The following is a 21,161-nucleotide window of genomic DNA, read 5'->3' as shown; positions in this document are numbered from 1 at the left end:
TACTAAACTTCTTTGAAATTAATTTGCTTTTAATCAAACTATTAATCGTTTTTATGCGTTTTCTATAACACTTAAAGCCAGTCGGATTTTAAAATAATCGAGTTGTTCTTCGAAATAGTCGTAATACGGTTTAAGGCTGGAAGGCGATTCTAAAGCAGATTTCGCTTTTTTAACTTCGGCTACTTCACTTTTACTTACAAAGTCGTAAATATTTATGTTTTTACCATCGCTGTGTAACTTGGCGATATGCGAATAAATGGTCGTAGATTTTAATTTACGTTGCATAGAGATTTCTTCTATAGACAAGCCTTTTTTGTACAAATCGTAAGTAATTAAATGAGTTGCTTTCTTTTTTTCTTTCTTGAGTTTAGCTCCCAGGAAATTAGTAATCTCAGCAATAAATTCATCCCCGTAAACTTCGGCTTTATGTTGTCCCACACCGCTTACATCCATAAGATCCATTAAACTCATCGGGCGCACGCGCTCCATTTCAATCAGTGTTTTGTCGCTAAAAATTAGATATGCCGGGATATCTTCTTCTTTAGCAATGTTATAACGCAGTTTACGTAAACGTTCAAATAAAGTGTCTTCTGTGGTTGTTTTTGAGCGTTTTGCCTTTTTACGAGGGGCTTTTTCTGCTACTTTAGGCTCAGCGATATGAAGGGGTTTGGTTAAAGGTACTTTGGCGCCGTTGAATAAGACATGTTTAGAAAACTCGGTAAGCTGTAAAGCATTGTTTTTATGAAAAGCGATTTCGCAATAGCCCTGATTGATGAGCTGAATGATAAAATGCTGCCAGTCTTTCCAGGCAATATCCTTACCGATGCCAAAAGTCTTTAAGTTTTGATAGCCTTTTTCCAGAACAGAAGCGTTGTGTGCGCCACGCAATACATCTAAAACCATACCTATAGGCTCCTGCTGATTTAAACGATAAACAGCAGATAAGATTTTTTGAGCGATTATAGTACCATCGAAAATCTGAGGCGGATTTTTGCAGACATCACAATTTCCACAATTGGCTTCCAGTAGTTCACCAAAATAGCTCAGTAAAATTTTACGACGGCAGGTGGTGGCTTCGCTAAACTGTTTCATACGTTCTAGTTTAGCAATTTGTACGTCTTCGTTTGCTGCTCCTAAAGCGAAACGGCGTAATTGGATAACATCGGAATAACTGTGAAACAATAGGGCATGAGCATTAAGTCCGTCTCGACCACCACGACCAATTTCCTGATAATAGCCCTCTATATTTTTTGGCATATTATGGTGAATTACCCAGCGCACGTTAGATTTATCAATCCCCATTCCGAAAGCCACTGTAGCGCAAACTACTTGTGTATTATCGTATACAAAGTCTTCCTGAACTTTATTTCGCTCGTTAAAATTAAGTCCGGCATGATAGGCTGTTGCTTCAATACCATTACTGTTTAACTTTTTGGTAAGCTGTTCTGTGTTTTTTCGGCTTAAACAATAAATAATTCCCGATTGATTTGGACGCTTTTTTATAAAACTTATAATTTGTTTTACGCGATCTGTTCCCGGGCGCACTTCTAAAGAAATGTTCTTTCTGTCGAAAGAGGAAATGAATTGTTTGGCATGGGGTATTTGTAATTGATCTAAAATATCCTGGCGTGTGGCTTTGTCTGCTGTAGCCGTTAAAGCAATAATCGGGATATTAGGAATAGACTTTTTAAGGAACCCCAGTTGCTGATAAGAGGGTCTGAAATCGTGACCCCATGACGATATACAATGGGCCTCATCTATTGCAATACAGCTAATAAAGCGATCGTTTAAAATGTTTGAAAGTCCGGGAAGACTCTCTGGAGCCACATAGAGTAATTTTATATTCCGATTAGCAACCTGTTCTAAAATAGTGTATTGTTCTTCTGCAGTCTGGCTGCTGTTAAAGTAATTTGCCGAAATACCATTAGCTTTAAGCCCGTCTACCTGATCTTTCATAAGTGCAATTAGCGGCGATATTACTAAAGTAACACCCTCAAAAAGTAATGCAGGCACCTGAAAACACATCGATTTTCCACCACCTGTTGGCATAATAACCAGGGTGTCGTTACCTTCCAAAACGTGTTCTATAATAGCCTGTTGCTGTGCACGAAAGGCATCGTAACCAAAATGTTTTTTAAGTGTGGGAAGTAGCAGGTCTTTATATTCAGGTAGTGGCATATACTATAATTTCGGATTGCAAAATTAAGGGAAACAGATTGTAATATCATTTGTTATTAGAAAATACTATAAAATAATTTGCTTATTGGTTTTTGAGATTTGTGATATGGAATTTTAAAATTGTCAATTGTCCATTTTCAATTAAGCCTCGATACATTACAAATAATATGATTTCAATTTCTTTAGAATTTATTTGTTTCTCTGCACAAAAATCATTTAGATTTGTAGGTATAAATAAACTTTAGGAGTAACTACGAAGTAGTTTGAGAAATATCCTTGGAACCTGACGCTGTTGATACAGCCGGAGGAAAAAGTTAAGTCTTTTCAAAATCATTTCATTACAACGGTAATTGTCTTACTGTTGATTCTTAAAAGTTTATGGAGTTTTATCTAAATCAAGATTATGATATCTATAAACGTAAACAATTCTATTACCCAGGTTACAGAACATAGTAGCTTAGCTGCTGTTATTGCGCATTTTAGTGTTTTAACTTCCGGTATTGCGGTAGCCGTTAACAATACGGTAATTCCAAAATCTTATTGGGAAAATATTACAGTGCATGCAAACGATAATATTCTGATAATTCAGGCTACGCAAGGCGGATAGAACAGTTTCTTTTTATATCAAAGTCTTATTAACTAATTGTTTTCACAGCTAGATAAATATGTTGTGAACTAAAGTAAAATAACCATGAAAAAAAAAGACACTGCGCCGCAAAATGGCGTAACCAGGCAAGCATTTCCAAATTCTAAAAAAGTGTATGTTCAAGGAAGCTTGTTTCCCGAAATTCAGGTCGCTTTGCGCGAAATTAAACTTAGTGATACAGTCGATTCCATGACCAGGGAACGCACCCCTAATCAGCCAGTAACGGTTTACGATACCTCAGGGCCATACACAGATCCGGAAAAAGCCATAGATGTACGCAAAGGTATTGAACGCATTCGTGAACCCTGGGTGCTGAAACGAGGCGATGTTGAGCGGTTGGATACATTTTCATCGGAATATTGTAATGAAAGACTAAATGATGAGACTTTAGATCATCTACGGTTTACTACTTTACGAAAGCCTTTAAAAGCAAAACCAGGGAAGAACGTATCGCAAATGCATTATGCGCGACAAGGTATTATAACTCCGGAAATGGAATATGTTGCGATTCGTGAAAATCAGAAAATAGATGAAGTCATGCGTTTATCGGAGCAGCACGCGGGTCAGGATTTTGGAGCTGCTATACCTAAGAAAATTACCGCGGAGTTTGTGCGTGAGGAAATAGCCAGAGGTCGTGCAGTAATACCTTCAAATATCAATCATCCGGAAAGTGAACCCATGATTATTGGTCGAAATTTTCTGGTAAAAATTAATGCCAATATCGGAAATTCAGCAACAACTTCAAGTATCGAAGAAGAAGTTGAAAAAGCGGTTTGGGCCTGTCGCTGGGGAGCTGATAATATTATGGATTTATCTACGGGAGAAAACATTCACGAAACACGGGAATGGATTATACGAAATTCCCCCGTCCCTGTTGGCACAGTACCTATTTATCAGGCCCTGGAGAAAGTTAAAGGAAAAGCAGAAGACCTGACCTGGGAAATTTTCAGAGATACTTTAATTGAACAAGCCGAGCAGGGTGTCGATTATTTTACCATCCATGCCGGAGTACGATTACGTTACATTCCGATGACGGCTAAACGCATTACGGGAATCGTGTCGCGTGGTGGTTCCATCATGGCAAAATGGTGTCTGGCACATCATAAAGAAAGTTTCTTGTATTCGCATTTTGAAGACATCTGCGAAATAATGAAGGCTTATGATGTTGCTTTCTCTTTAGGAGATGGTTTACGTCCGGGATGTATTGCCGATGCTAACGACGAAGCCCAGTTTGCCGAATTGGAAACTTTAGGTGAATTGACAAAAATAGCCTGGAAACACGATGTGCAAACCTTTATTGAAGGCCCGGGGCATGTACCTATGCATATGATAAAGGCTAATATGGACAAGCAGCTGGAAGCTTGTCAGGAAGCACCGTTTTACACTTTAGGGCCATTAACAACAGATATTGCACCAGGGTACGATCACATTACTTCTGGTATTGGAGCAGCTATGATTGGTTGGTTTGGTTGTGCTATGTTGTGCTATGTAACCCCTAAGGAGCATCTTGGATTGCCGAATAAAAATGATGTAAGAACTGGTGTAGTGACCTATAAACTGGCGGCCCATGCTGCAGATCTGGCTAAAGGACATCCCGGAGCGCAACACCGCGATGATGCTTTAAGTAAGGCACGATTTGAATTCCGTTGGGAAGACCAGTTTAACCTGGCTTTAGATCCAGAATTAGCTCGGGAATATCACGATGAGACTTTGCCAGCTGAAGGCGCTAAAATTGCCCATTTCTGTTCGATGTGCGGACCAAAATTCTGCTCTATGAAAATATCTCAGGAAGTACGCGATTTTGCTGCGGTAAACGAGATTAAAGAAGATGAAGTCTTTATTAAAGGGATGGCCGAAAAATCGGAGGAGTTTAAAGATAAAGGAAGTGAAGTGTATCTGTAAATTTGAATGGAAATAAAACCAGTGCTATGCTCGTACTTTTTTCACCGCCTGAGAATCATCCGAATGAACAGGACTTGTTACAAGACATGTTTTGTAATGGATTGGCAGTATATCATCTTAGAAAACCGGGGATAAGTCTAGAGGTCTTTGAGGAGTATTTAAATGCTGTTGATCAGAAATATCATAATCGTATTGTACTTCATAATCATCATGAAATTAGTCAAGTGTATAATGTAAAAGGTATTCATTTTAAGGAATTTCACCGGGAACAACTAGAAAATAAAATACCTGAGTATGCCAAAGTATTGAGAAAATCAGGAAAAACAATAAGTTCATCGTTTCACAATTTAGATGCCCTTAATCAATGTTCTGTAGAATTCGATTATCAATTCTTAAGTCCGGTGTTTAACTCTATTTCAAAATCAGGTTATACGGGAAAAGGCTTTCATGTGCAACACTGTTTAAAAAAGCTTATTGCATTAGGCGGTGTTCATGTAAATCGGTTACAAGAGGTGTTAGAGCTGGGTTATGCAGGAGCGGCTGTTTTAGGTGCTGTCTGGGAATCAGATAATCCGGTAACCAGTTTTAAAGATTTACAACAGCGCATGGATATTTTAACACAACGATAGTAATTATGGAGCAGTCAAAACTATTTGTTCTGAGTATTGCCGGTTTTGACCCATCGAGTGGTGCGGGAATAACATCAGATATTAAAACTTTTGAGGCGAACGGCGTGTATGGGCTTTCGGTTTGTACAGCTGTAACCGTTCAGAATGATATCAATTTGGAACAGTGTTTTTGGCTTCCTCAGGACCTGATTCAGGATCAAATTACAACTTTATTTGGACGTTTTAAGATTGAAGTAGTCAAGATTGGAATCATTGAATCCTGGGAGTTTTTACAGCAATTAGTCAGATTATTAAAACGACTAAATCCGGATATTAAAATTGTTCTGGATACTGTTTTAAAAGCCAGTTCAGGGTTCGATTTCCATAAAAAAAGCAATATACCTGTGATATTGGAGGTGTTTAAAGTGTGTTTTTGTATTACCCCAAATTACGACGAAATTAAAACATTTTATCCCGAAAAATGTGTTCATGAGATTGCTGAGACATTATCAGAAAATACCATCGTGTTTATAAAAGGAGGTCACCGTAAAGACAAACGAGGCTGGGATGACATGTATGTTAAAGGCGCATTACAAAAAAGTTTTACTCCGGGACATTTAAAAGTTTATGACAAGCATGGAAGTGGCTGTGTTTTATCTGCGGCTTTAGCTTCAAATTTAGCAAAGAGGCTTCCTTTAGAAACAGCTTATAAACAAGCAAAAGAATATACGGAGTCGTTTTTAAACTCCAGTTTAACTTTATTAGGAGTACATAATTATAAAGAAAATGATAAGTAAATTACATTATATAACGCAGGGGAATAGTCCGGAAGCACATCTGAATCACCTGGAAAACGCCTGTCGTTTTGGTGCAGACTGGATTCAGTTGCGAATGAAACAATTCGAAACAATAGTTGTTTTAGAAACAGCTAAAAAAGCGAGAGAAATTACTCGGTTATACGGGGCTAGGCTTATAATTAACGACTTTTATGAAATCGCTAAAGCAGTTGAAGCAGACGGCGTGCATCTGGGGCAAACTGATGCTTGTCCAAAGAAAGTGCGTTCAGTGTTAGGGACAGATTTTATTATAGGAGGAACTGCTAATAGCTTAGAACATTGTAAAACACTCTTAGAAAAAAACATTGATTACATTGGTCTGGGACCCTATAGATATACAACAACCAAAACGAAACTGGAACCACTTTTAGGGATTTCGGGGTATAGTACTATTTTACAAAAATTAAATACAGACGTTCCGGTTATAGGAATTGGCGGAATTACTACCAAGGGCCTCTCCGCATTGTTAAATACTGGACTTCATGGTGTGGCTGTTTCCGGAGAAATCACTAAAGATTTTAGTGCTATTACGGCATTCCAAAGCAAACTGTATAAGGAATTATCGCCTGCATTTAACACAAAAAAAAATTAAGTTATGATACATGATAAATTAACCATAGCAGATAAAACATTCGAATCGCGTTTATTTACCGGCACAGGTAAGTTCTCAAATACTACCACCATGCGCGAAGCCATTTTAGCTTCAGAAAGTGAGTTGGTAACGGTGGCCTTAAAACGCGTAGAAGTAAAGGACACACAGGATGATATGTTACTACATTTAAATCATTCTTCTATTCATCTATTGCCTAATACTTCTGGAGTACGTACCGCAGAAGAAGCTGTTTTTGCGGCGTGTTTGGCGCGAGAAGCCTTACATACAAACTGGGTTAAACTGGAAATTCATCCGGATCCTAAATATTTGTTACCCGACCCTATAGAAACGTTAAAGGCTGCTGAAATCCTGATAAAGGAAGGCTTTGTAGTGATGCCGTACATTCATGCCGATCCTGTGTTGTGTAAACGACTTGAAGACATAGGTGCTCAATGCGTAATGCCGCTTGGAGCTCCTATTGGGACTAACAAAGGCTTAAAAACCTTGGATTTCCTCGATATAATTATTCAGCAGAGTAATGTGCCTGTTATTGTTGATGCCGGTATAGGAAGTCCGTCCCATGCAGCTCATGCTATGGAATTGGGCGCGGATGCCGTGTTGGTCAATACAGCTATTGCAGTTTCTCAAAACCCTGTAGACATGGGAAAAGCCTTTAAATTGGCCGTAGAGGCTGGCCGCATGGCATATCGTGCAAAACTGGCACCAGTAAAAGAAAGGGCAGAAGCCAGTAGTCCTTTAACCGGTTTCTTAAATATATAAGGTATGGGAGTGTTTAAAACTGTTCTCGATACATATGACTGGGATGAAACACTGAAAAGTATTTATACTAAAACCGAAGCCGATGTAGTAGCTGCGTTAAGGAATGATAAGCGGAATCTGGAAGATTTTAAAGCGTTAATTTCTCCTGCGGCAAGGCCTTTTCTTGAAGATATGGCTCAGGAAAGCAGACTGCTTACCCAAAAACGATTCGGAAATACCATACAAATGTATGCGCCTTTATATTTAAGTAACGAGTGCCAGAATATTTGCACGTACTGTGGTTTTAGCATGACGAATAAAATTCCGAGACGCACTTTAACAGATAATGAAATTTTAAAAGAAGTTGGTTATTTAAAATCCAAAGGCTATAATCATGTTTTACTAGTAACTGGAGAAGCAAATAAAACTGTAGGTGTATGGTATCTTAAAAATACCATTCAATTAATTCGTTCTCAGTTTGCAAATATCACCATAGAAGTTCAGCCTCTGGATCAGGAAGACTATGAATTGCTAATCGCTCATGGCCTTTATGCCGTTCTGGTGTATCAGGAAACTTACAATAAAACAGAATATAAAAAGCATCATCCTAAAGGAAAAAAGTCTAATTTTTATTACAGACTGGAAACTCCCGATCGGCTGGGAAAAGCAGGAATTCATAAAATAGGACTCGGTAGTTTATACGGATTGGAAGACTGGCGAGCAGATAGTTTTTTTACCGCCTTACATTTTAAGTATCTTCAGAAAACCTACTGGAAAACAAAATATTCCTTGTCTTTTCCTCGTTTAAGACCTTATTCAGGTGGTTTAGCTCCTAAAGTAGAAATGACCGATACGGATTTAGTTCAGCTTATTTGTGCGTTTCGATTGTTAGATGAAGATGTTGAACTCTCTATGTCTACACGGGAAAGCGAAGTGTTTAGAAATCATATTGTGAATTTAGGTATTACTTCTATCAGTGCTGAATCGAAAACCAATCCCGGGGGTTATGTGGTAGAAAAGCAATCGCTGGAGCAATTTGAGATTTCAGATGAGCGTTCAACAGAGATTATAACGGAAATGTTAAAATCAAACGGATTAGAAGTCGTTTGGAAAGATTGGGAAAATAGTTGGCAATAATGTGTATTTTTATACTATGCTTAACAAAGAAGAACAAATACAATATAAACGGCATTTAACACTTGATGCCATAGGGTTAACAGGTCAGGAAAAACTGAAATCAGCTAAAGTCCTGGTTGTTGGAGCGGGAGGTCTGGGCTGTCCGGTACTCCAGTATTTAACTGCTGCGGGTGTCGGAACTATTGGAATTATAGACCATGATGTTGTAGACCAGACCAATTTGCAACGTCAGGTTTTGTATACTTATAATGATATTGGGAAATCCAAAGTGTCCTGTGCAATAAACCGATTAAAGCAGTTAAATCCTTTTATTGAATTTCAGGGCATTGAAGACCGCTTGTCGGCAAAGAATGCTTTGACTTTGTTTAAGGCATATGATATCATTGTAGATGGCAGTGATAATTTTACTACCCGCTATCTGGTTAACGACGCTGCTGTTTTGTGTAATAAGCCTGTAGTATTTGGTTCTATTTTTAAATTTGAAGGGCAGGTATCTGTGTTCAATTATTTGAATGGGCCAACGTATCGCTGTTTGTTTCCTGAGCGTCCAACTGGAGGATTAAACTGTGAAGAAGCGGGAGTTTTAGGGGTTTTACCCGGAATAATTGGAGTATTTCAAGCCAATGAAGTGATTAAGATCATTTGTGAAACAGGAGAGGTGTTACGTGGTAAGCTTGTAGTTATTGATGCTCTTAGCTTAAATCAAAACATATTACAGTTCCAAAAAACAGAACGTGCTATCATAGATAAACTGGAAGAACAGACCGCTTTTTGTGATGTTTCTTCAGAAATTGAAGAAATGAGTTTTGAAACGTATACTGCTGAAAAAGCTAAGTTGTTCGTTTTGGATGTTCGTACAGACGAAGAACGGGACTATTTTCATTTAGAGAGTTATCACATTCCTTTAGATGAGCTGGAAACACGTTATCAGGAAATTAAAACTTCAAAACCTATTTTAGTGTATTGCCAGTCGGGAGCACGTTCTAAACAGGCCATACAAATATTAAAGTTTTTAGGTGTAGATAATAGTATGTTTAACCTCACAAAGGGGATTAGTCATGTTCCTATTTAAATTAGTGCCACCAGACTATAAAGCATTTTTCGGTCTCGCCGTTAGGATATTTCACCCAGCAAAGTGGTGACGACTGCTGATTTAAAATAGGAGCAATTCTGGTTCTAAATTCTGAATAAGATAACCACGGGGTTTGTATTTGAATATTTTGTAACCAATCTATTTTATGGGGTAAGTGAAATTTGCAGTGTTTTAAGCTTTCCAGCTCGGAATAATGCAAATAGAACCCTGCGATACAACTGTTATTTACTTCAGGAAAATAATTATTTTTCATATCTGCAGGTACAAATAACTGGGCTTTAAAATAAACGTATTGCTTGATGTTAGTTGAAGCTATTCCCAGAGTTTCAAGATAGGGTAGGGTTTCCGGATTTAATAACAGCGGAAGCTGTTTTTCTTTGAGCTTGCTAAGTTTTTCAACCAAACTATCTCTTCTGTTAGGGCCTATCCAGTGTTCTGATTCGGTTGTTCCTACATTTTTATCATAGAGATAAAATTTATACACAATTTCCAGATGAATATTTTGATTGTTTTGTTTTAACAGGCAGTCCAATTCGCCCAGAGTTTGTTTTTGATGTAGAATCTGAATATTTTCAGCAATAATTTTTATATCCGGCTGCTGTTGTAATTCGTAAGACACAAAACGTTCTACACGTTTCCCTAACCTTAAATTTCTATCCAAATTGTAGGGGTAGGTTTTTACTTGCGGACCTTCAAAATCAAATTGTGTTAATCCAAAACTATTGGTACCCTCCCATAATTTTGGAGTGTTTAAATAACCGGTAAACTGTAGGAAAATTGAAGACATATTTAAAACTTGATATAAAAATACGTTCTAAATTAATTAGCCCAAAATAAATATTAATTACAGATAGCGCACTATTTAAATTAGAGGCAAATCGTTTGTTATGATAAACTTTAAAATAAAATTAAAAATTCTAAAGTTTGATTTTCAAACCGTTGTTAATAAAAAATAGGAATCTGCCATAATTTCTCAAGAAATATAACCAAAAAGCCTAGAAAACGCCTTATTTTTGCAACTCTTAAAAGTCAATGTGAATGTCAGTTACAGCTACAGAATTAGCAGAAAGGAAAGCCGGAAAAGATTTATATAGTTACCAACGCGGGGCCATAAATAAAATTTTCAAATGTTTTGAAGAAGCCCCGGAAGATTACCATTTACTATACCAGTTACCTACGGGAGGTGGTAAAACCGTAATATTTTCTGAAATCGTCAGACAATATTTAAAGCATCATAATAAAAAGGTGCTGGTTATGACACACCGTATAGAATTGTGTAAGCAAACTTCGGGAATGTTAACCGAATTTGGGGTAACCAATAAAGTCATTCACAGTAAGGCTAACCTGGACGACCAGAAAGAATACAGCTGTTTCGTGGCCATGGTAGAGACTCTAAATAACCGTTTGAACGACGATAAACTTGATATTTCAGATATTGGTTTGGTTATTATCGATGAGGCACACTATAACTCCTTTACTAAATTATTTAAGTTTTTCGAGAATTCTTTTATTCTTGGAGTAACCGCAACACCTTTAAGTTCGAACATTAAGTTACCTATGAATGATAACTATAACGAACTTATCGTTGGTGAATCAATTCAGTCGTTAATCGAAAATAATTTCCTTGCCCGGGCAGAAGTATATTCCTATAATGTAGGATTAACCTCTTTAGTGGTTGGTGCCAATGGTGATTATACCGTAAAATCTTCGGAAGATTTATATACCAACAGCGATATGCTTGGTAAACTGTTACAGGCTTACGAAGAGCGATCTAAAGGTAAAAAAACACTGATTTTCAATAATGGTATTAATACGTCGCTTCACGTGTACGACACGTTTAAAGCTGCCGGATATCCGGTTGCTCATTTGGATAATACCAATACTAAAAAGGAGCGTAAAAAAATATTAAAATGGTTTAAAGAAACGCCGGATGCTATTTTAACTTCGGTTAGTATTTTAACCACCGGATTCGACGAACCTACAGTAGAATCCATTATATTAAATCGTGCGACTAAATCACTTACCTTATATTATCAGATGATTGGTCGTGGATCGCGTATTTTAAAAGATAAATCGACTTTTAATGTGATTGATTTAGGAAATAACTTCCATCGTTTTGGTCCTTGGGGAGCAGATTTAGACTGGCAAAAAATATTCAGATCGCCAAACTTCTATCTGGATGGAATTTTAAGTGATGAAGAGCTTGAGGAAAATTTCAGATACGAAATGCCGGAAGATTTAAGAAAGGAATTTTCTAAATCAAATTCAGTGTATTTCGATGTAAGAAAAACCTATATTGATTCTATTCGTAAGGGAGAGTCTTCTAAAGTAGTGTTAGAGCGTTCTATTCGCCATCATGCTTATATTTGTACAGAGAACAGTGAAGACATGTACGATGCTCTGGGCTTGGCTAAAATGCTTGGTGATGATATTGATTATCGTATTCAGCGCTATACCAAATGTATTAGTAAAAGTACTTATAATTTTGTGGAATGGTTACGAGACGATTATCGCAAAAAGTTAAGAGCTTATATTCGTGAGAATTTTGATGAATTATACGAAGAGATTAATGGTTTTCCACCGGAAGATTAAAACGGAATAAATTCAAATATACTTAAACGGTCTTTTTACAAAAGACCGTTTTTTTATTAAAATTTCCAGGCAAGAATACGACTCTTTTTATTGCCATGCTCCATTTCAATAACTTTATACGTTGCTTTTAGTTTTTCTAATTGCTTTAGAAGCTTAGCTAAATGTATTTTATGAGCTACCAGCGTTGTAAACCATCCCACCTGAGTTTTGAAACCGACACTTTGTTTTATCATTCGTTTAATAAATAATGCCTCACCACCATTACACCATAGTTCGTTAGCCTGACCACCGAAATTTTGAGCGGTATTCCCGCTTATTTTTAATTGCTTTAATTTAGTTTTAGTTGCTTTGTCAGCATCAGCTTCCGAAGTAAAAAAAGGCGGATTACACATCGTAAAATGGAAGTATTCTTCCAGTTTAATAATACCTTTAAAAATATCGGCATTACTGGTCTGCTGTCTTATACTTATACGATTAGTCAATTCTGGTGTATACGCAATGTTTTCTCTGGCACTTTTTACTGCCTTGGCGTTAATATCGCAGCCCACCATATGCCAGCCGTAAGTTTGAGTGGCAAGAATGGGGTATATGGCATTGGCTCCAATACCAATATCCAGACCTTTAATTTGTTGATTACTATCTACCTGTACTAAATCGTTAAGGTGGTGAATATAGTCTGCGCGTCCGGGAATAGGAGGACATAAATAGCCATGTGGAATATTCCATTCCTTTAAACCATAATCTGTTTTAAGAATAGCCTTGTTTAATTGTATTACCGCATCGTTAATGGAAAAATCTATAGTATCCTGTCCGGATAGCGGACTTATAAAAACATAAGGAGCTAAAGCCGGATGTTGCTTTATTAGGGCTTTAAAATTATACGGTTTGTTATGTTTGTTGGCGGGATGCATTGAAAAACTTTAGGCCAAAGATAAAAAGAAAAAAGCCTTCATTCCTAAAATGGAATAGAAGGCTTTTGCTTAGTTAATATTTGGGGAAAATTTTAGTATGCCATAGTTACTATGTGCTCTACATCTTCGGGTTTTAAATTTTGGTGTTCACCTAAGCCCATCCAGCCGCGCTCATAAAAGCGTTGAGAAATTAATTCTGCTGTACCTTCATATGCTTCGGTATATTCCGATAATCTGGTGTGTATGCCTAAAGATTTAAAAAAGGCCTCTGTACGTTCTATAGCCTGGTAGGCTTTATCTTCCAGACTTCCTTCTGTGATTTGCCATACACGCTCGCCGTATTGTGCTAATTTTTCCTTTTTAGTTTCAAAATTATACTGATAGTGACTTGGGGCAATTATAGCAAGTGTTCTGGCATGATCAATTCCGAATAAGGCTGTTAATTCATGTCCCATAGCATGGATAGCCCAGTCTGTAGGAACACCTTTTTGAATCAATCCGTTTAAAGCCATGGTACAACTCCACATAAAATTAGAAGCCGCATTATAATCCTTAGGATCTTCGATTATTTTAGGTGCTACTTCTATTAATGTCTGCATAATACTTTCAGCAAAACGGTCTTGCAACAGGGCACCTGCAGGGTAGGTTATATATTGCTCGAGTACATGGGTAAAGGCATCGGTAATGCCGTTTACCAATTGACGCTCGGGAATAGATTGTATTACCTGAGGATCTAAAACAGAAAACTTAGGAAATAATCCGGCACCACCCATAGCCAGTTTTTCCTGCGTTTCGGCTCTTGTAATTACTGCTCCCGAATTCATTTCCGAGCCGGTTGCAGGTAAGGTTAATACCGTTCCAAAAGGCATACCTTCCAGTGTTGGTATTTTATTGGTTAACAAGTCCCAGGGTGTTTCTCCTTCAAAATATGCCGCTGCCGATAAAAATTTAGTACCATCAATAACAGAACCTCCGCCAACAGCAAGGAGATACGTAATCTGTTCTTCCTTAATACATTTTAAGGCTTTTAAAAGAATGTCGTATTCCGGATTGGCTGGTATCCCTCCAAATTCCAAATGGTCTATATCTTTTAAGGCTGCTTTAACCTGATTGTATATGCCATTCTGTTTTATACTTCCTCCACCGTAAAGTAGCAATACTTTAGCATCTGAAGGAATTTCGTTTGCTAATTTTGCAATAGAATCTTTTCCGAAAATTATTTTTGTTGGATTTTTGAATTCAAAATTATTCATCGTCTTTAATTTTTATTGAAAATACAGCTTATTTAGGGGATAAGGCTATTATTGATTTTATCCGGAATTAGTCTATAACAGTAATAAACTCTTCTTTCGATTTTCTTACTTTCACCTGATTTACTAACCAGTCGTTTTCTTCGTCTCTATACCCTAAAGGTAATAATAGAGTACTGCGTAAACCTTTTGCTCTAAGACCTAAAATTTCGTCCACAGCGTCAGGTTCAAAGCCTTCCATTGGCGTTGCATCTACACCTTCGTAAGCCGCAGCTGCTGTAGCTAAACCAAAGGCGATATACGCTTGTTTAGAAGTGTGTATAAAGTTTTCTTCGGCATCTTTTTGAGGATAAACATTTAGTAGCATCTGACGGTAATTTTCGAAGCCTTCGTTTTTATAACCTCTAATATCGTTCGTGTTATCGAACACTTTGTTTATACGGTCTGCTGTGTAAGTATCCCAGGCAGCAAACACTAATAAATGAGAACAGTCTGTTACTACAGATTGATTCCATGCTACTGCCTTAATCTTTTCTTTAAGTTCTTTATTGGTAACCACTAAAATTTCAAATGGTTGTAATCCACTGGATGTTGGAGCTAAACGTGCAGCTTCTAAAATGCGTTCAATTTTGTCTTCTGCTACAACTTCGCCATTCATGGCTTTCGCTGCATATCTCCAGTTTAATTTGTCTAAAAGTTCCATATATGTAATGTAAATAAATTTAAATATTAAAGTTTAATGCTGTCCCAGGCCATCTGGTAGGCATGTTCCAGATGCGCTTTGGTAAATTTAAATTCGCCACTACGCTGGGCATGCATTAAAAACCCCAGAGGGTGTATACTATAAGCATAAAGCAGGTAAGGCGAAATAGGTTTAATAAGACCTATATCCTGTCCGCGTTTCCACAGGTCGAGCAGGGGCTCCAGATATTTTAAACCGCGTTGTCTGCTACTTTCGTCTATCATTGGCGTATTTTGACATTGAGCCAGGAAAAAGCCCTCATCTTCATTCTCTAATTTAAACTTGGCAATACGATGCCAGATCAGTTTAAAACCGTCTTGAACAGACATGTTTTCTACATAAGTTTTAAAGGCGTAATCAAGATATCTGCCATAAACCTCTATATAAACCTGATTGATTAAATCCTGTTTGTTTTCGAAATATAAATAAATAGTTGCCGGTGAAACATTGGCCATTTTGGCAATTTTAGCCATAGGAGCATCGTGGAATCCCTGATTATTAACTAAACTAATTGTAGCCTTTACCAAAGCCGCCCGTTTTATTTCACTCTTTTTTAAAGTAAGCATCTATATTAATTTCGGCTGCAAATATAGTTTTAAAAAAAGAATAAACATTCATTTTTTGAATGTTTAGTATCGATTTAACGCCGTGTTAAATTCCATTTAATTTTAAGCTCATTTCAATAATTATTCATTAAAGGGTATTATATTTGTCTAATAATACAAAACAAACAGTTAGACATTTTGTATGTATCTAAACGCATTTTTAATTTAGCATTACTATGATAAAAAATATTAAGTCATATGAGGGACTGTAACAGTATATATGATATTCCATTAAAAGATTTATCAGGACAACCGATAGATTTAGGTAGGTATAAAGGAAAATACCTTTTAATTGTTAATACGGCTTCTAAATGTGGTTTTACCGGACAATATCAAGATCTGGAGGCATTATACAAGCAGTATCAGGATAAATTAATGGTTATTGGCACACCTTGTAATCAATTCGGACAGCAGGAGCCGGGAACGGCTCCAGAAATTACTTCATTTTGCGAGCGTAATTACGGAGTGTCTTTTGTGATGAGTGAAAAACTCAAGGTAAAAGGCGAGGAGCAACATCCTTTATACGCGTGGTTAACGAAAAAAGAATGTAACGGAAGTAAAAATTCTACGGTACGCTGGAATTTCCAAAAATATTTAATCAATCCAGAAGGGCAAATAATAGACTATTATTATTCCATTACTAAGCCGTTGAGTATAAAAATCACAAAACATTTAAAATGAAATACTACTGGAAAATCTTTTTGTTTCTGATTATTAATTTTGGATGTTTAGCGCTTGGCAGTTTCCTAATGAATAATGGTCCGGCTAGTGCGTGGTATTTAAATTTAAATAAAGCACCGTGGACACCGCCGGGTCGGGTGTTTGGTTTAGCCTGGTCTGTTATCATGTTTTGTTTTTCTTTTTATATGGCCAAATTAATCAGCCTAAAAAATCAATCTGAAGTTTATCTTTTGTACGGCTTGCAATGTATTTTAAATGTGATCTGGAACTATTTGTTCTTTAATTTGCATGTTGTGAATTTAGCTATGTTGATATTATCAAGTTTAACGGTTTTAATAGTTCTGTTTTATGTAAAATATAAGTCGCTTTTAAAACAAAATAGTCTGTTAATAGCCCCTTATGCCATTTGGTTATTACTTGCCTGTAGTTTAAATGGGTACATCATTTTATTTAATTAATAGTTTATGGAATTTACGAGATACGGTTTGGTGTATCAATTAAAATGTTCGCAAACATTGCCAATCCCTTTAGATGAAGCCTGGGCATTTTTATCCCGACCTGAAAACCTGAAGACAATTACTCCGGAATATATGTCTTTTGACATTTTATCAGGTGGTGATACCGAAATGTATCCCGGCCAAATTATTCAGTATATCGTAACGCCTGTTTTAGGGATTAAAACACATTGGGTAACTGAAATAACCCACGTTAAGGATAACTCGTATTTTGTAGATGAACAGCGTTTTGGACCATATAAATTATGGCATCATAAACACATCTTAAAACCTGGAATCCACGGTACAGAAATGGAGGATATTATAGATTTTAAATTGCCTATAGGTATTCTGGGACGTTTTATATTTCCCCTGCTAATAAAGCCAAAGCTGACAGAAATTTTCCAATACCGAAGAAAGAAACTGGAGGAATTATTTGGAAGTCCACAACGTACATAAAAGCATCTTTATAACACGAGTTCCTGCATTAAAGTCTTTATCGTTTTATCTAAGTCGTAACTAAATCCGGGGTGTGGTCTGGAGGTTTGTATTACCGAACTTCGCACAGCTGTTAACCATCGGAACCTAGATGCTTCGTCGAGTTCAGAAATTACGCTACGTTTAGCTGTCCCCAAAGCAATAGTTGTAAAAGCGTTAAGATGCTCTCGAACCAAATCGATGTCCACAGCTTTACTGAATGCCATAAGACGTTTAGTATCTAAATGATATTCTATTTTTACACAGCGCTTGGATTTCGAGTATAACACAACCCCAAGGTTAACGAATTCCTCTCGTTCAACCTGCGGCAAGTACCTGATTACGGCATACTCATATAATATTTTCTCTTGCATGGATGGCAGTTTTAGTAAAGATTTCTGAATGTGCTAATCGTGTAGTTAAAAACTGGAGGTATCCTGCCTTAAATTCTTCCGGGGTTTCTAAAAACCCTTCCCACTGTAGCCAGCTTTCAGGGATTAATTCTATCAATTCCGTTAAAAACTCAGGAGTAATAAGCGTTTTGCTTGATTTTTCAATGGCTTCTAATTCCGAAGCCGATCGAAGCAGAACATGATCTTTAATCATAGCAAACGGGGTCTGTGCTGCCTTTTCAATATCTTTCCAGGTATGGTGAAAGTAAAACGAAGCACCATGATCTATAAGCCATAATTCCTTATGCCACATCAACATATTTGTATTTCTGTGCGTACGATCTATATTGGTAATAAAAGCATCTAACCAGACAATTTTAGAAGCTGTTTCAGCATCGACATCATTTACAACAGGATCGAAGTTTATCGCCCCGGATAGAAAATGAAGACCAATGTTAACACCCTGACTCCATTTTAAAAGGTCTTGTATTTCTTCATCTCCTTCAGTTCTACCAAAGGCTTCGTCCAGTTCGGCAAAAACAACTTCCGGTACGCGTAGTCCTAATTTGCGAGCTATTTCACAACCAAGAAATTCCGATATTAATCCTTTTGGGCCATGACCGGCACCTTTAAACTTAACAACATAGTTAAAATCATCGTCGGCGGCAGCTATAGCCGGTAAAGAACCACCTTCTCGCAAAGGTGTAATATACCGCATGACCTGAACCTCTCGTATTTGTATGCTCATAATCTTTTAAAATGAATGCAAAGATAAAGTAAATGCACTAACAGAAACAATGGATGGTATATTACGTAGAAAATAAAATGGCCTGAAAATAGACATTCCAGGCCAAGATACTAATGAGTCGGTTACTTATATTATTTAAATATATGAATCATGACCTGAAAGGCATGTTCGAACCAATTTGTTTTGTAGGTTTCAGTTTCTGCTGTTTTATAGCGTTTTATATTTTGGTAAATCGGGAATATCAATCCTACACCTAGTGTTATACTACCTAAAAGGAAAATATTTGAAGCATGAGTAAACGTTGTTCCTGCGGTTAAAATTCCTAATATATATAGTACCGCCAGAGGAAGAGATAATGCCAGTATGGATAAAGCAAAATCGACATGAAATGTTTTTTGCACCTCTTCAACATCAACTTCTTTGGCTGCAATTGAAGAAATATGGGCGAAAGGCCAGAAACTACAGGCACTTAATCCAAAAGCTAAAAGCAATAGAATATCCTGTGGCACCTTAATATCTACAACTGAAATAATCGTACCGATAAGTAAAAGGGTTACGCCGTACTTTAACATTAATAAGGTGAAAATCTGAGCAATCTGTTTCTTTTTTATCACTACAGCTAATCCAATAAAAAGAAGTATTAATGGTGTCATTATATTACTTAAACGACTTAAATTAAGCTGAATAAACCCAGGAAGATTCGTCATGGTTATTCCAAATCCCACACAAATTAAAGCTACCAGAATAAATATATTCACTGGTTCAAAAAGCATAACTTTAGCTAATGATTTCAGTTTTGTTTTAATAGGTTCCGGTTTGGTATTCTGATTTTTATAATACCAGGATATTGCCAGTATATATAGGATAAACAGTACAAAAAACTTGTTTCCTAAATCAGCCATAGCTGCCTTAGCCAGATACGGAGACCCCAGAAATTCCAAAATAAAAGGAAAGCAGGATAAACCCGGAGCTAAAGAAGGTAAAAGTAATTTAGCGGTATTCCTGATAGAAGTATCGTGTATTCCGGTAATATTTAAAAGTGTTGGAGTAATACCGTAAAGTATACCGTTAAACGCCAAAGCAATTAAAGGTAAAAGCAATAAATGGGTGTTTATTTTTACCTGAAGCAAAGCAATAAATATAGTGGCTGGCAGAGCCAGTAACAGAATAATCTTTTTTAGTCCGTTTACTTCATCTTTAGAGGAAAATTTCTTTTTAAGGGCTATTCCAATTAAAATAAAGCAGAGGAAAGAAAGTGCTTTTATATGCGCTTCTGTCATGTTTTATAAAATTTGGTCTATAGCTTCTGTAAATAATTTCATTTCTTCCATTGTTCCCATGCTTACACGGCACCAGTTTTTATCCCAGAAGGTAAACGCTCTCACACCAACACCTTTACTATACATTTGCTCCAGGAAAGGTTTGCCATCCATAGAAATTTCAAATATGATAAAGTTGGTTTCTGATGGCAGGTAGTGATAGCCTTTTTTGTCTAAGAACGCTTTAGTATAATTACGGGCTTCTGCAATTTTGGATTTTGACATTTTTAGAAATTCTTCACCTTTTAAACTGGTTGTAGCCGCCATAATAGAAGGTCCGGTAATCCCCATGCCTCCACGGGTAATATCATTGATACGCTTTAAGGTTTCAGTTTTACCAACTAAATACCCAATACGCAATCCTGCCATACCATGGATTTTAGAAAAGGTTCTTGCGATCATTACATCTTTACCCTGACTTACTAAATCAACCATACTGTCTTTAAGTCCGTTATCAGACAGTTCGATATAAGCTTCATCTACAAAAACCGGAACTTTTTCTGATACTCTAGAACAGAATGCTTTTAGCTTTTTAGCGTCGGTTAAAGAGCCTGTCGGGTTGTTAGGGTTACAAATGTATATCAGTTTTGTATTCGCATCAATACCGGCTTCCATAGCCTCTAAGTCGTGCTGTGAATCGGGAGTTAATTTATAAGATTTCCATTGCCCACCAACAGCTTCAGAGACATGAATTAAAGACATATAACTCGGATCGGCACTAATAACATCGCCACCTTTTTGAAAGAAAACCATTGCAACTTTTTCCAAAAGGTCAGAAGACCCTGGAGCCATAAGGATGTTTTCTTTTTTAACACCTTCTTTTTCTGCAATCATACCTATTAGGTTGGTTAAGGTGCCCCAGGCATATCGGTTTCCGGCAAATACTTCGTCCTGAAAAGCCTTTGCCGCTAAGGGTGGTGGTCCATAAGGATTTTCATTGGCTCTTAAAATAGCTTTTAATTCTACGTCATCCACCAGAGGAGGAGTAAATTCATTAAAATTCGTAGCATTTGAAAATACAAATGGACGATTGGATTTTTGAGCATCTTCGACAGATTTCGCCCAGATTTCGGTTGGCATCATAGCCAGACCAGCAAAAGTAAGGGTTCCCGTTTTTAACCAATTTCTTCTACTAATAGATGATGATTTCATTGTGATTTTTTTAATGTTTAGTTTAAAATTAGAATTTTATTTAAATA

General features: G+C 36.9%; 22 protein-coding genes and 1 riboswitch. Of the genes, 12 read left to right on the top strand and 10 right to left on the bottom strand.

Annotated features, from left to right (window positions below):
* Nucleotides 1–51 precede the first annotated feature (51 nt).
* On the bottom strand, nt 52–2,178 hold the full coding sequence (gene recQ, locus I3217_RS02290) for a DNA helicase RecQ (RefSeq protein WP_435048109.1): 2,127 nt from the start codon (nt 2,176–2,178) through the stop codon (nt 52–54).
* A gap of 233 nt (nt 2,179–2,411) precedes the next feature.
* Nucleotides 2,412–2,505, top strand: a riboswitch (TPP riboswitch).
* A 76-nt stretch (nt 2,506–2,581) separates the two neighbouring features.
* On the opposite strand from recQ, the gene thiS reads away from it, so the two are divergent.
* The 8 genes from thiS to moeB all read left to right on the top strand — a co-directional run bounded on the left by thiS (nt 2,582) and on the right by moeB (nt 9,730).
* Entirely contained in the window at nt 2,582–2,785 is a 204-nt protein-coding gene (gene thiS, locus I3217_RS02285) for a sulfur carrier protein ThiS (protein WP_435048108.1), read from the top strand.
* Nucleotides 2,786–2,869: 84 nt separating this feature from the next.
* On the top strand, nt 2,870–4,726 hold the full coding sequence (thiC, locus tag I3217_RS02280; protein ID WP_435048107.1) for a phosphomethylpyrimidine synthase ThiC: 1,857 nt from the start codon (nt 2,870–2,872) through the stop codon (nt 4,724–4,726).
* A 26-nt stretch (nt 4,727–4,752) separates the two neighbouring features.
* Nucleotides 4,753–5,355, top strand: a complete 603-nt coding sequence (locus tag I3217_RS02275) for a thiamine phosphate synthase (RefSeq protein ID WP_435048106.1) — start codon at nt 4,753–4,755, stop codon at nt 5,353–5,355.
* A gap of 5 nt (nt 5,356–5,360) precedes the next feature.
* Nucleotides 5,361–6,131, top strand: a complete 771-nt coding sequence (locus tag I3217_RS02270; RefSeq protein ID WP_435048105.1) for a hydroxymethylpyrimidine/phosphomethylpyrimidine kinase — start codon at nt 5,361–5,363, stop codon at nt 6,129–6,131.
* A complete protein-coding gene (thiE, locus tag I3217_RS02265) occupies nt 6,121–6,762 on the top strand; it encodes a thiamine phosphate synthase (protein WP_435048104.1) in 642 nt (213 codons plus the stop codon). The genes I3217_RS02270 and thiE overlap by 11 nt, the downstream gene beginning before the upstream one ends.
* Nucleotides 6,763–6,765: 3 nt before the next feature.
* Complete coding sequence (locus I3217_RS02260) at nt 6,766–7,542, top strand: thiazole synthase (RefSeq protein WP_435048103.1); 777 nt, start codon at nt 6,766–6,768, stop codon at nt 7,540–7,542.
* 3 nt (nt 7,543–7,545) lie between these two features.
* Nucleotides 7,546–8,658 (top strand): 2-iminoacetate synthase ThiH, encoded by a 1,113-nt coding sequence (thiH, locus tag I3217_RS02255; RefSeq protein ID WP_435048102.1) that lies wholly within the window; start codon nt 7,546–7,548, stop codon nt 8,656–8,658.
* A 16-nt stretch (nt 8,659–8,674) separates the two neighbouring features.
* Nucleotides 8,675–9,730 carry a molybdopterin-synthase adenylyltransferase MoeB gene (gene moeB, locus I3217_RS02250; protein WP_435048101.1) on the top strand — a complete coding sequence of 352 codons (1,056 nt, stop codon included), beginning with the start codon at nt 8,675–8,677 and terminating at the stop codon, nt 9,728–9,730.
* 1 nt (nt 9,731) lies between these two features.
* On the opposite strand, the gene I3217_RS02245 is transcribed toward moeB, so the two are convergent.
* Nucleotides 9,732–10,538 carry a DUF1853 family protein gene (locus I3217_RS02245; protein WP_435048100.1) on the bottom strand — a complete coding sequence of 269 codons (807 nt, stop codon included), beginning with the start codon at nt 10,536–10,538 and terminating at the stop codon, nt 9,732–9,734.
* Between the two features lie 251 nt (nt 10,539–10,789).
* Here I3217_RS02245 and I3217_RS02240 point away from each other — a divergent pair, with 251 nt between their 5' ends.
* Nucleotides 10,790–12,343 (top strand): DEAD/DEAH box helicase, encoded by a 1,554-nt coding sequence (locus tag I3217_RS02240; RefSeq protein ID WP_435048099.1) that lies wholly within the window; start codon nt 10,790–10,792, stop codon nt 12,341–12,343.
* 56 nt (nt 12,344–12,399) lie between these two features.
* Here the strand turns inward: I3217_RS02240 and rlmF are convergent, their stop codons facing one another.
* The 4 genes from rlmF to I3217_RS02220 form a co-directional block, all read right to left on the bottom strand.
* Entirely contained in the window at nt 12,400–13,254 is an 855-nt protein-coding gene (gene rlmF, locus I3217_RS02235; RefSeq protein WP_435048098.1) for a 23S rRNA (adenine(1618)-N(6))-methyltransferase RlmF, read from the bottom strand.
* Nucleotides 13,255–13,346: 92 nt separating this feature from the next.
* Complete coding sequence (locus I3217_RS02230; protein ID WP_435048097.1) at nt 13,347–14,507, bottom strand: iron-containing alcohol dehydrogenase; 1,161 nt, start codon at nt 14,505–14,507, stop codon at nt 13,347–13,349.
* A gap of 67 nt (nt 14,508–14,574) precedes the next feature.
* Nucleotides 14,575–15,207: a nitroreductase family protein gene (locus I3217_RS02225; protein WP_435048096.1), complete on the bottom strand. Its 633-nt coding sequence runs from the start codon at nt 15,205–15,207 to the stop codon at nt 14,575–14,577.
* A gap of 26 nt (nt 15,208–15,233) precedes the next feature.
* Nucleotides 15,234–15,812: a TetR/AcrR family transcriptional regulator gene (locus tag I3217_RS02220; protein ID WP_435048095.1), complete on the bottom strand. Its 579-nt coding sequence runs from the start codon at nt 15,810–15,812 to the stop codon at nt 15,234–15,236.
* Nucleotides 15,813–16,049: 237 nt separating this feature from the next.
* Here I3217_RS02220 and I3217_RS02215 point away from each other — a divergent pair, with 237 nt between their 5' ends.
* From I3217_RS02215 to I3217_RS02205, 3 genes are read left to right on the top strand one after another with little or no spacing between them, the layout of a single operon-like run.
* A complete protein-coding gene (locus tag I3217_RS02215) occupies nt 16,050–16,532 on the top strand; it encodes a glutathione peroxidase (RefSeq protein ID WP_435048094.1) in 483 nt (160 codons plus the stop codon).
* Nucleotides 16,529–16,990 (top strand): TspO/MBR family protein, encoded by a 462-nt coding sequence (locus I3217_RS02210; protein WP_435048093.1) that lies wholly within the window; start codon nt 16,529–16,531, stop codon nt 16,988–16,990. Before I3217_RS02215 ends, I3217_RS02210 begins: the two co-directional genes overlap by 4 nt.
* A 6-nt stretch (nt 16,991–16,996) precedes the next feature.
* Nucleotides 16,997–17,485 carry an SRPBCC family protein gene (locus I3217_RS02205; protein ID WP_435048092.1) on the top strand — a complete coding sequence of 163 codons (489 nt, stop codon included), beginning with the start codon at nt 16,997–16,999 and terminating at the stop codon, nt 17,483–17,485.
* An 8-nt stretch (nt 17,486–17,493) separates the two neighbouring features.
* Here I3217_RS02205 and I3217_RS02200 read toward each other — a convergent pair whose 3' ends face one another.
* The 4 genes from I3217_RS02200 to I3217_RS02185 form a co-directional block, all read right to left on the bottom strand.
* On the bottom strand, nt 17,494–17,877 hold the full coding sequence (locus tag I3217_RS02200) for a DUF3037 domain-containing protein (RefSeq protein ID WP_435048091.1): 384 nt from the start codon (nt 17,875–17,877) through the stop codon (nt 17,494–17,496).
* On the bottom strand, nt 17,855–18,643 hold the full coding sequence (locus tag I3217_RS02195) for a HipA family kinase (RefSeq protein ID WP_435048090.1): 789 nt from the start codon (nt 18,641–18,643) through the stop codon (nt 17,855–17,857). The genes I3217_RS02200 and I3217_RS02195 overlap by 23 nt, the downstream gene beginning before the upstream one ends.
* A 131-nt stretch (nt 18,644–18,774) precedes the next feature.
* Nucleotides 18,775–19,923 carry a permease gene (locus tag I3217_RS02190; protein ID WP_435048089.1) on the bottom strand — a complete coding sequence of 383 codons (1,149 nt, stop codon included), beginning with the start codon at nt 19,921–19,923 and terminating at the stop codon, nt 18,775–18,777.
* Between the two features lie 3 nt (nt 19,924–19,926).
* Nucleotides 19,927–21,114, bottom strand: a complete 1,188-nt coding sequence (locus I3217_RS02185; RefSeq protein WP_435048088.1) for a pyridoxal phosphate-dependent aminotransferase — start codon at nt 21,112–21,114, stop codon at nt 19,927–19,929.
* Nucleotides 21,115–21,161 lie beyond the last annotated feature (47 nt).

Source organism: Formosa sp. S-31 (assembly GCF_051172795.1).
Taxonomy (GTDB): domain Bacteria; phylum Bacteroidota; class Bacteroidia; order Flavobacteriales; family Flavobacteriaceae; genus Formosa.
The sequence above is the reverse complement of the archived record's forward strand: the minus strand, read 5'-3'. Positions and strand labels throughout refer to the sequence as shown.

Excerpts from the sequence above, each read along its gene's own strand:
- thiH (WP_435048102.1), top strand. The coding sequence starts at position 7,546 with ATGGGAGTGTTTAAAACTGTTCTCGATACATATGACTGGGATGAAACA.
- I3217_RS02245 (WP_435048100.1), bottom strand. The coding sequence starts at position 10,538 with ATGTCTTCAATTTTCCTACAGTTTACCGGTTATTTAAACACTCCAAAA.
- I3217_RS02185 (WP_435048088.1), bottom strand. The coding sequence starts at position 21,114 with ATGAAATCATCATCTATTAGTAGAAGAAATTGGTTAAAAACGGGAACC.
- I3217_RS02190 (WP_435048089.1), bottom strand. The coding sequence starts at position 19,923 with ATGACAGAAGCGCATATAAAAGCACTTTCTTTCCTCTGCTTTATTTTA.
- I3217_RS02270 (WP_435048105.1), top strand. The coding sequence starts at position 5,361 with ATGGAGCAGTCAAAACTATTTGTTCTGAGTATTGCCGGTTTTGACCCA.
- thiE (WP_435048104.1), top strand. The coding sequence starts at position 6,121 with ATGATAAGTAAATTACATTATATAACGCAGGGGAATAGTCCGGAAGCA.
- thiC (WP_435048107.1), top strand. The coding sequence starts at position 2,870 with ATGAAAAAAAAAGACACTGCGCCGCAAAATGGCGTAACCAGGCAAGCA.
- I3217_RS02205 (WP_435048092.1), top strand. The coding sequence starts at position 16,997 with ATGGAATTTACGAGATACGGTTTGGTGTATCAATTAAAATGTTCGCAA.
- I3217_RS02210 (WP_435048093.1), top strand. The coding sequence starts at position 16,529 with ATGAAATACTACTGGAAAATCTTTTTGTTTCTGATTATTAATTTTGGA.
- I3217_RS02215 (WP_435048094.1), top strand. The coding sequence starts at position 16,050 with ATGAGGGACTGTAACAGTATATATGATATTCCATTAAAAGATTTATCA.
- rlmF (WP_435048098.1), bottom strand. The coding sequence starts at position 13,254 with ATGCATCCCGCCAACAAACATAACAAACCGTATAATTTTAAAGCCCTA.
- recQ (WP_435048109.1), bottom strand. The coding sequence starts at position 2,178 with ATGCCACTACCTGAATATAAAGACCTGCTACTTCCCACACTTAAAAAA.
- thiS (WP_435048108.1), top strand. The coding sequence starts at position 2,582 with ATGATATCTATAAACGTAAACAATTCTATTACCCAGGTTACAGAACAT.
- I3217_RS02220 (WP_435048095.1), bottom strand. The coding sequence starts at position 15,812 with ATGCTTACTTTAAAAAAGAGTGAAATAAAACGGGCGGCTTTGGTAAAG.
- moeB (WP_435048101.1), top strand. The coding sequence starts at position 8,675 with ATGCTTAACAAAGAAGAACAAATACAATATAAACGGCATTTAACACTT.
- I3217_RS02225 (WP_435048096.1), bottom strand. The coding sequence starts at position 15,207 with ATGGAACTTTTAGACAAATTAAACTGGAGATATGCAGCGAAAGCCATG.
- I3217_RS02275 (WP_435048106.1), top strand. The coding sequence starts at position 4,753 with ATGCTCGTACTTTTTTCACCGCCTGAGAATCATCCGAATGAACAGGAC.
- I3217_RS02230 (WP_435048097.1), bottom strand. The coding sequence starts at position 14,507 with ATGAATAATTTTGAATTCAAAAATCCAACAAAAATAATTTTCGGAAAA.
- I3217_RS02200 (WP_435048091.1), bottom strand. The coding sequence starts at position 17,877 with ATGCAAGAGAAAATATTATATGAGTATGCCGTAATCAGGTACTTGCCG.
- I3217_RS02240 (WP_435048099.1), top strand. The coding sequence starts at position 10,790 with ATGTCAGTTACAGCTACAGAATTAGCAGAAAGGAAAGCCGGAAAAGAT.
- I3217_RS02195 (WP_435048090.1), bottom strand. The coding sequence starts at position 18,643 with ATGAGCATACAAATACGAGAGGTTCAGGTCATGCGGTATATTACACCT.
- I3217_RS02260 (WP_435048103.1), top strand. The coding sequence starts at position 6,766 with ATGATACATGATAAATTAACCATAGCAGATAAAACATTCGAATCGCGT.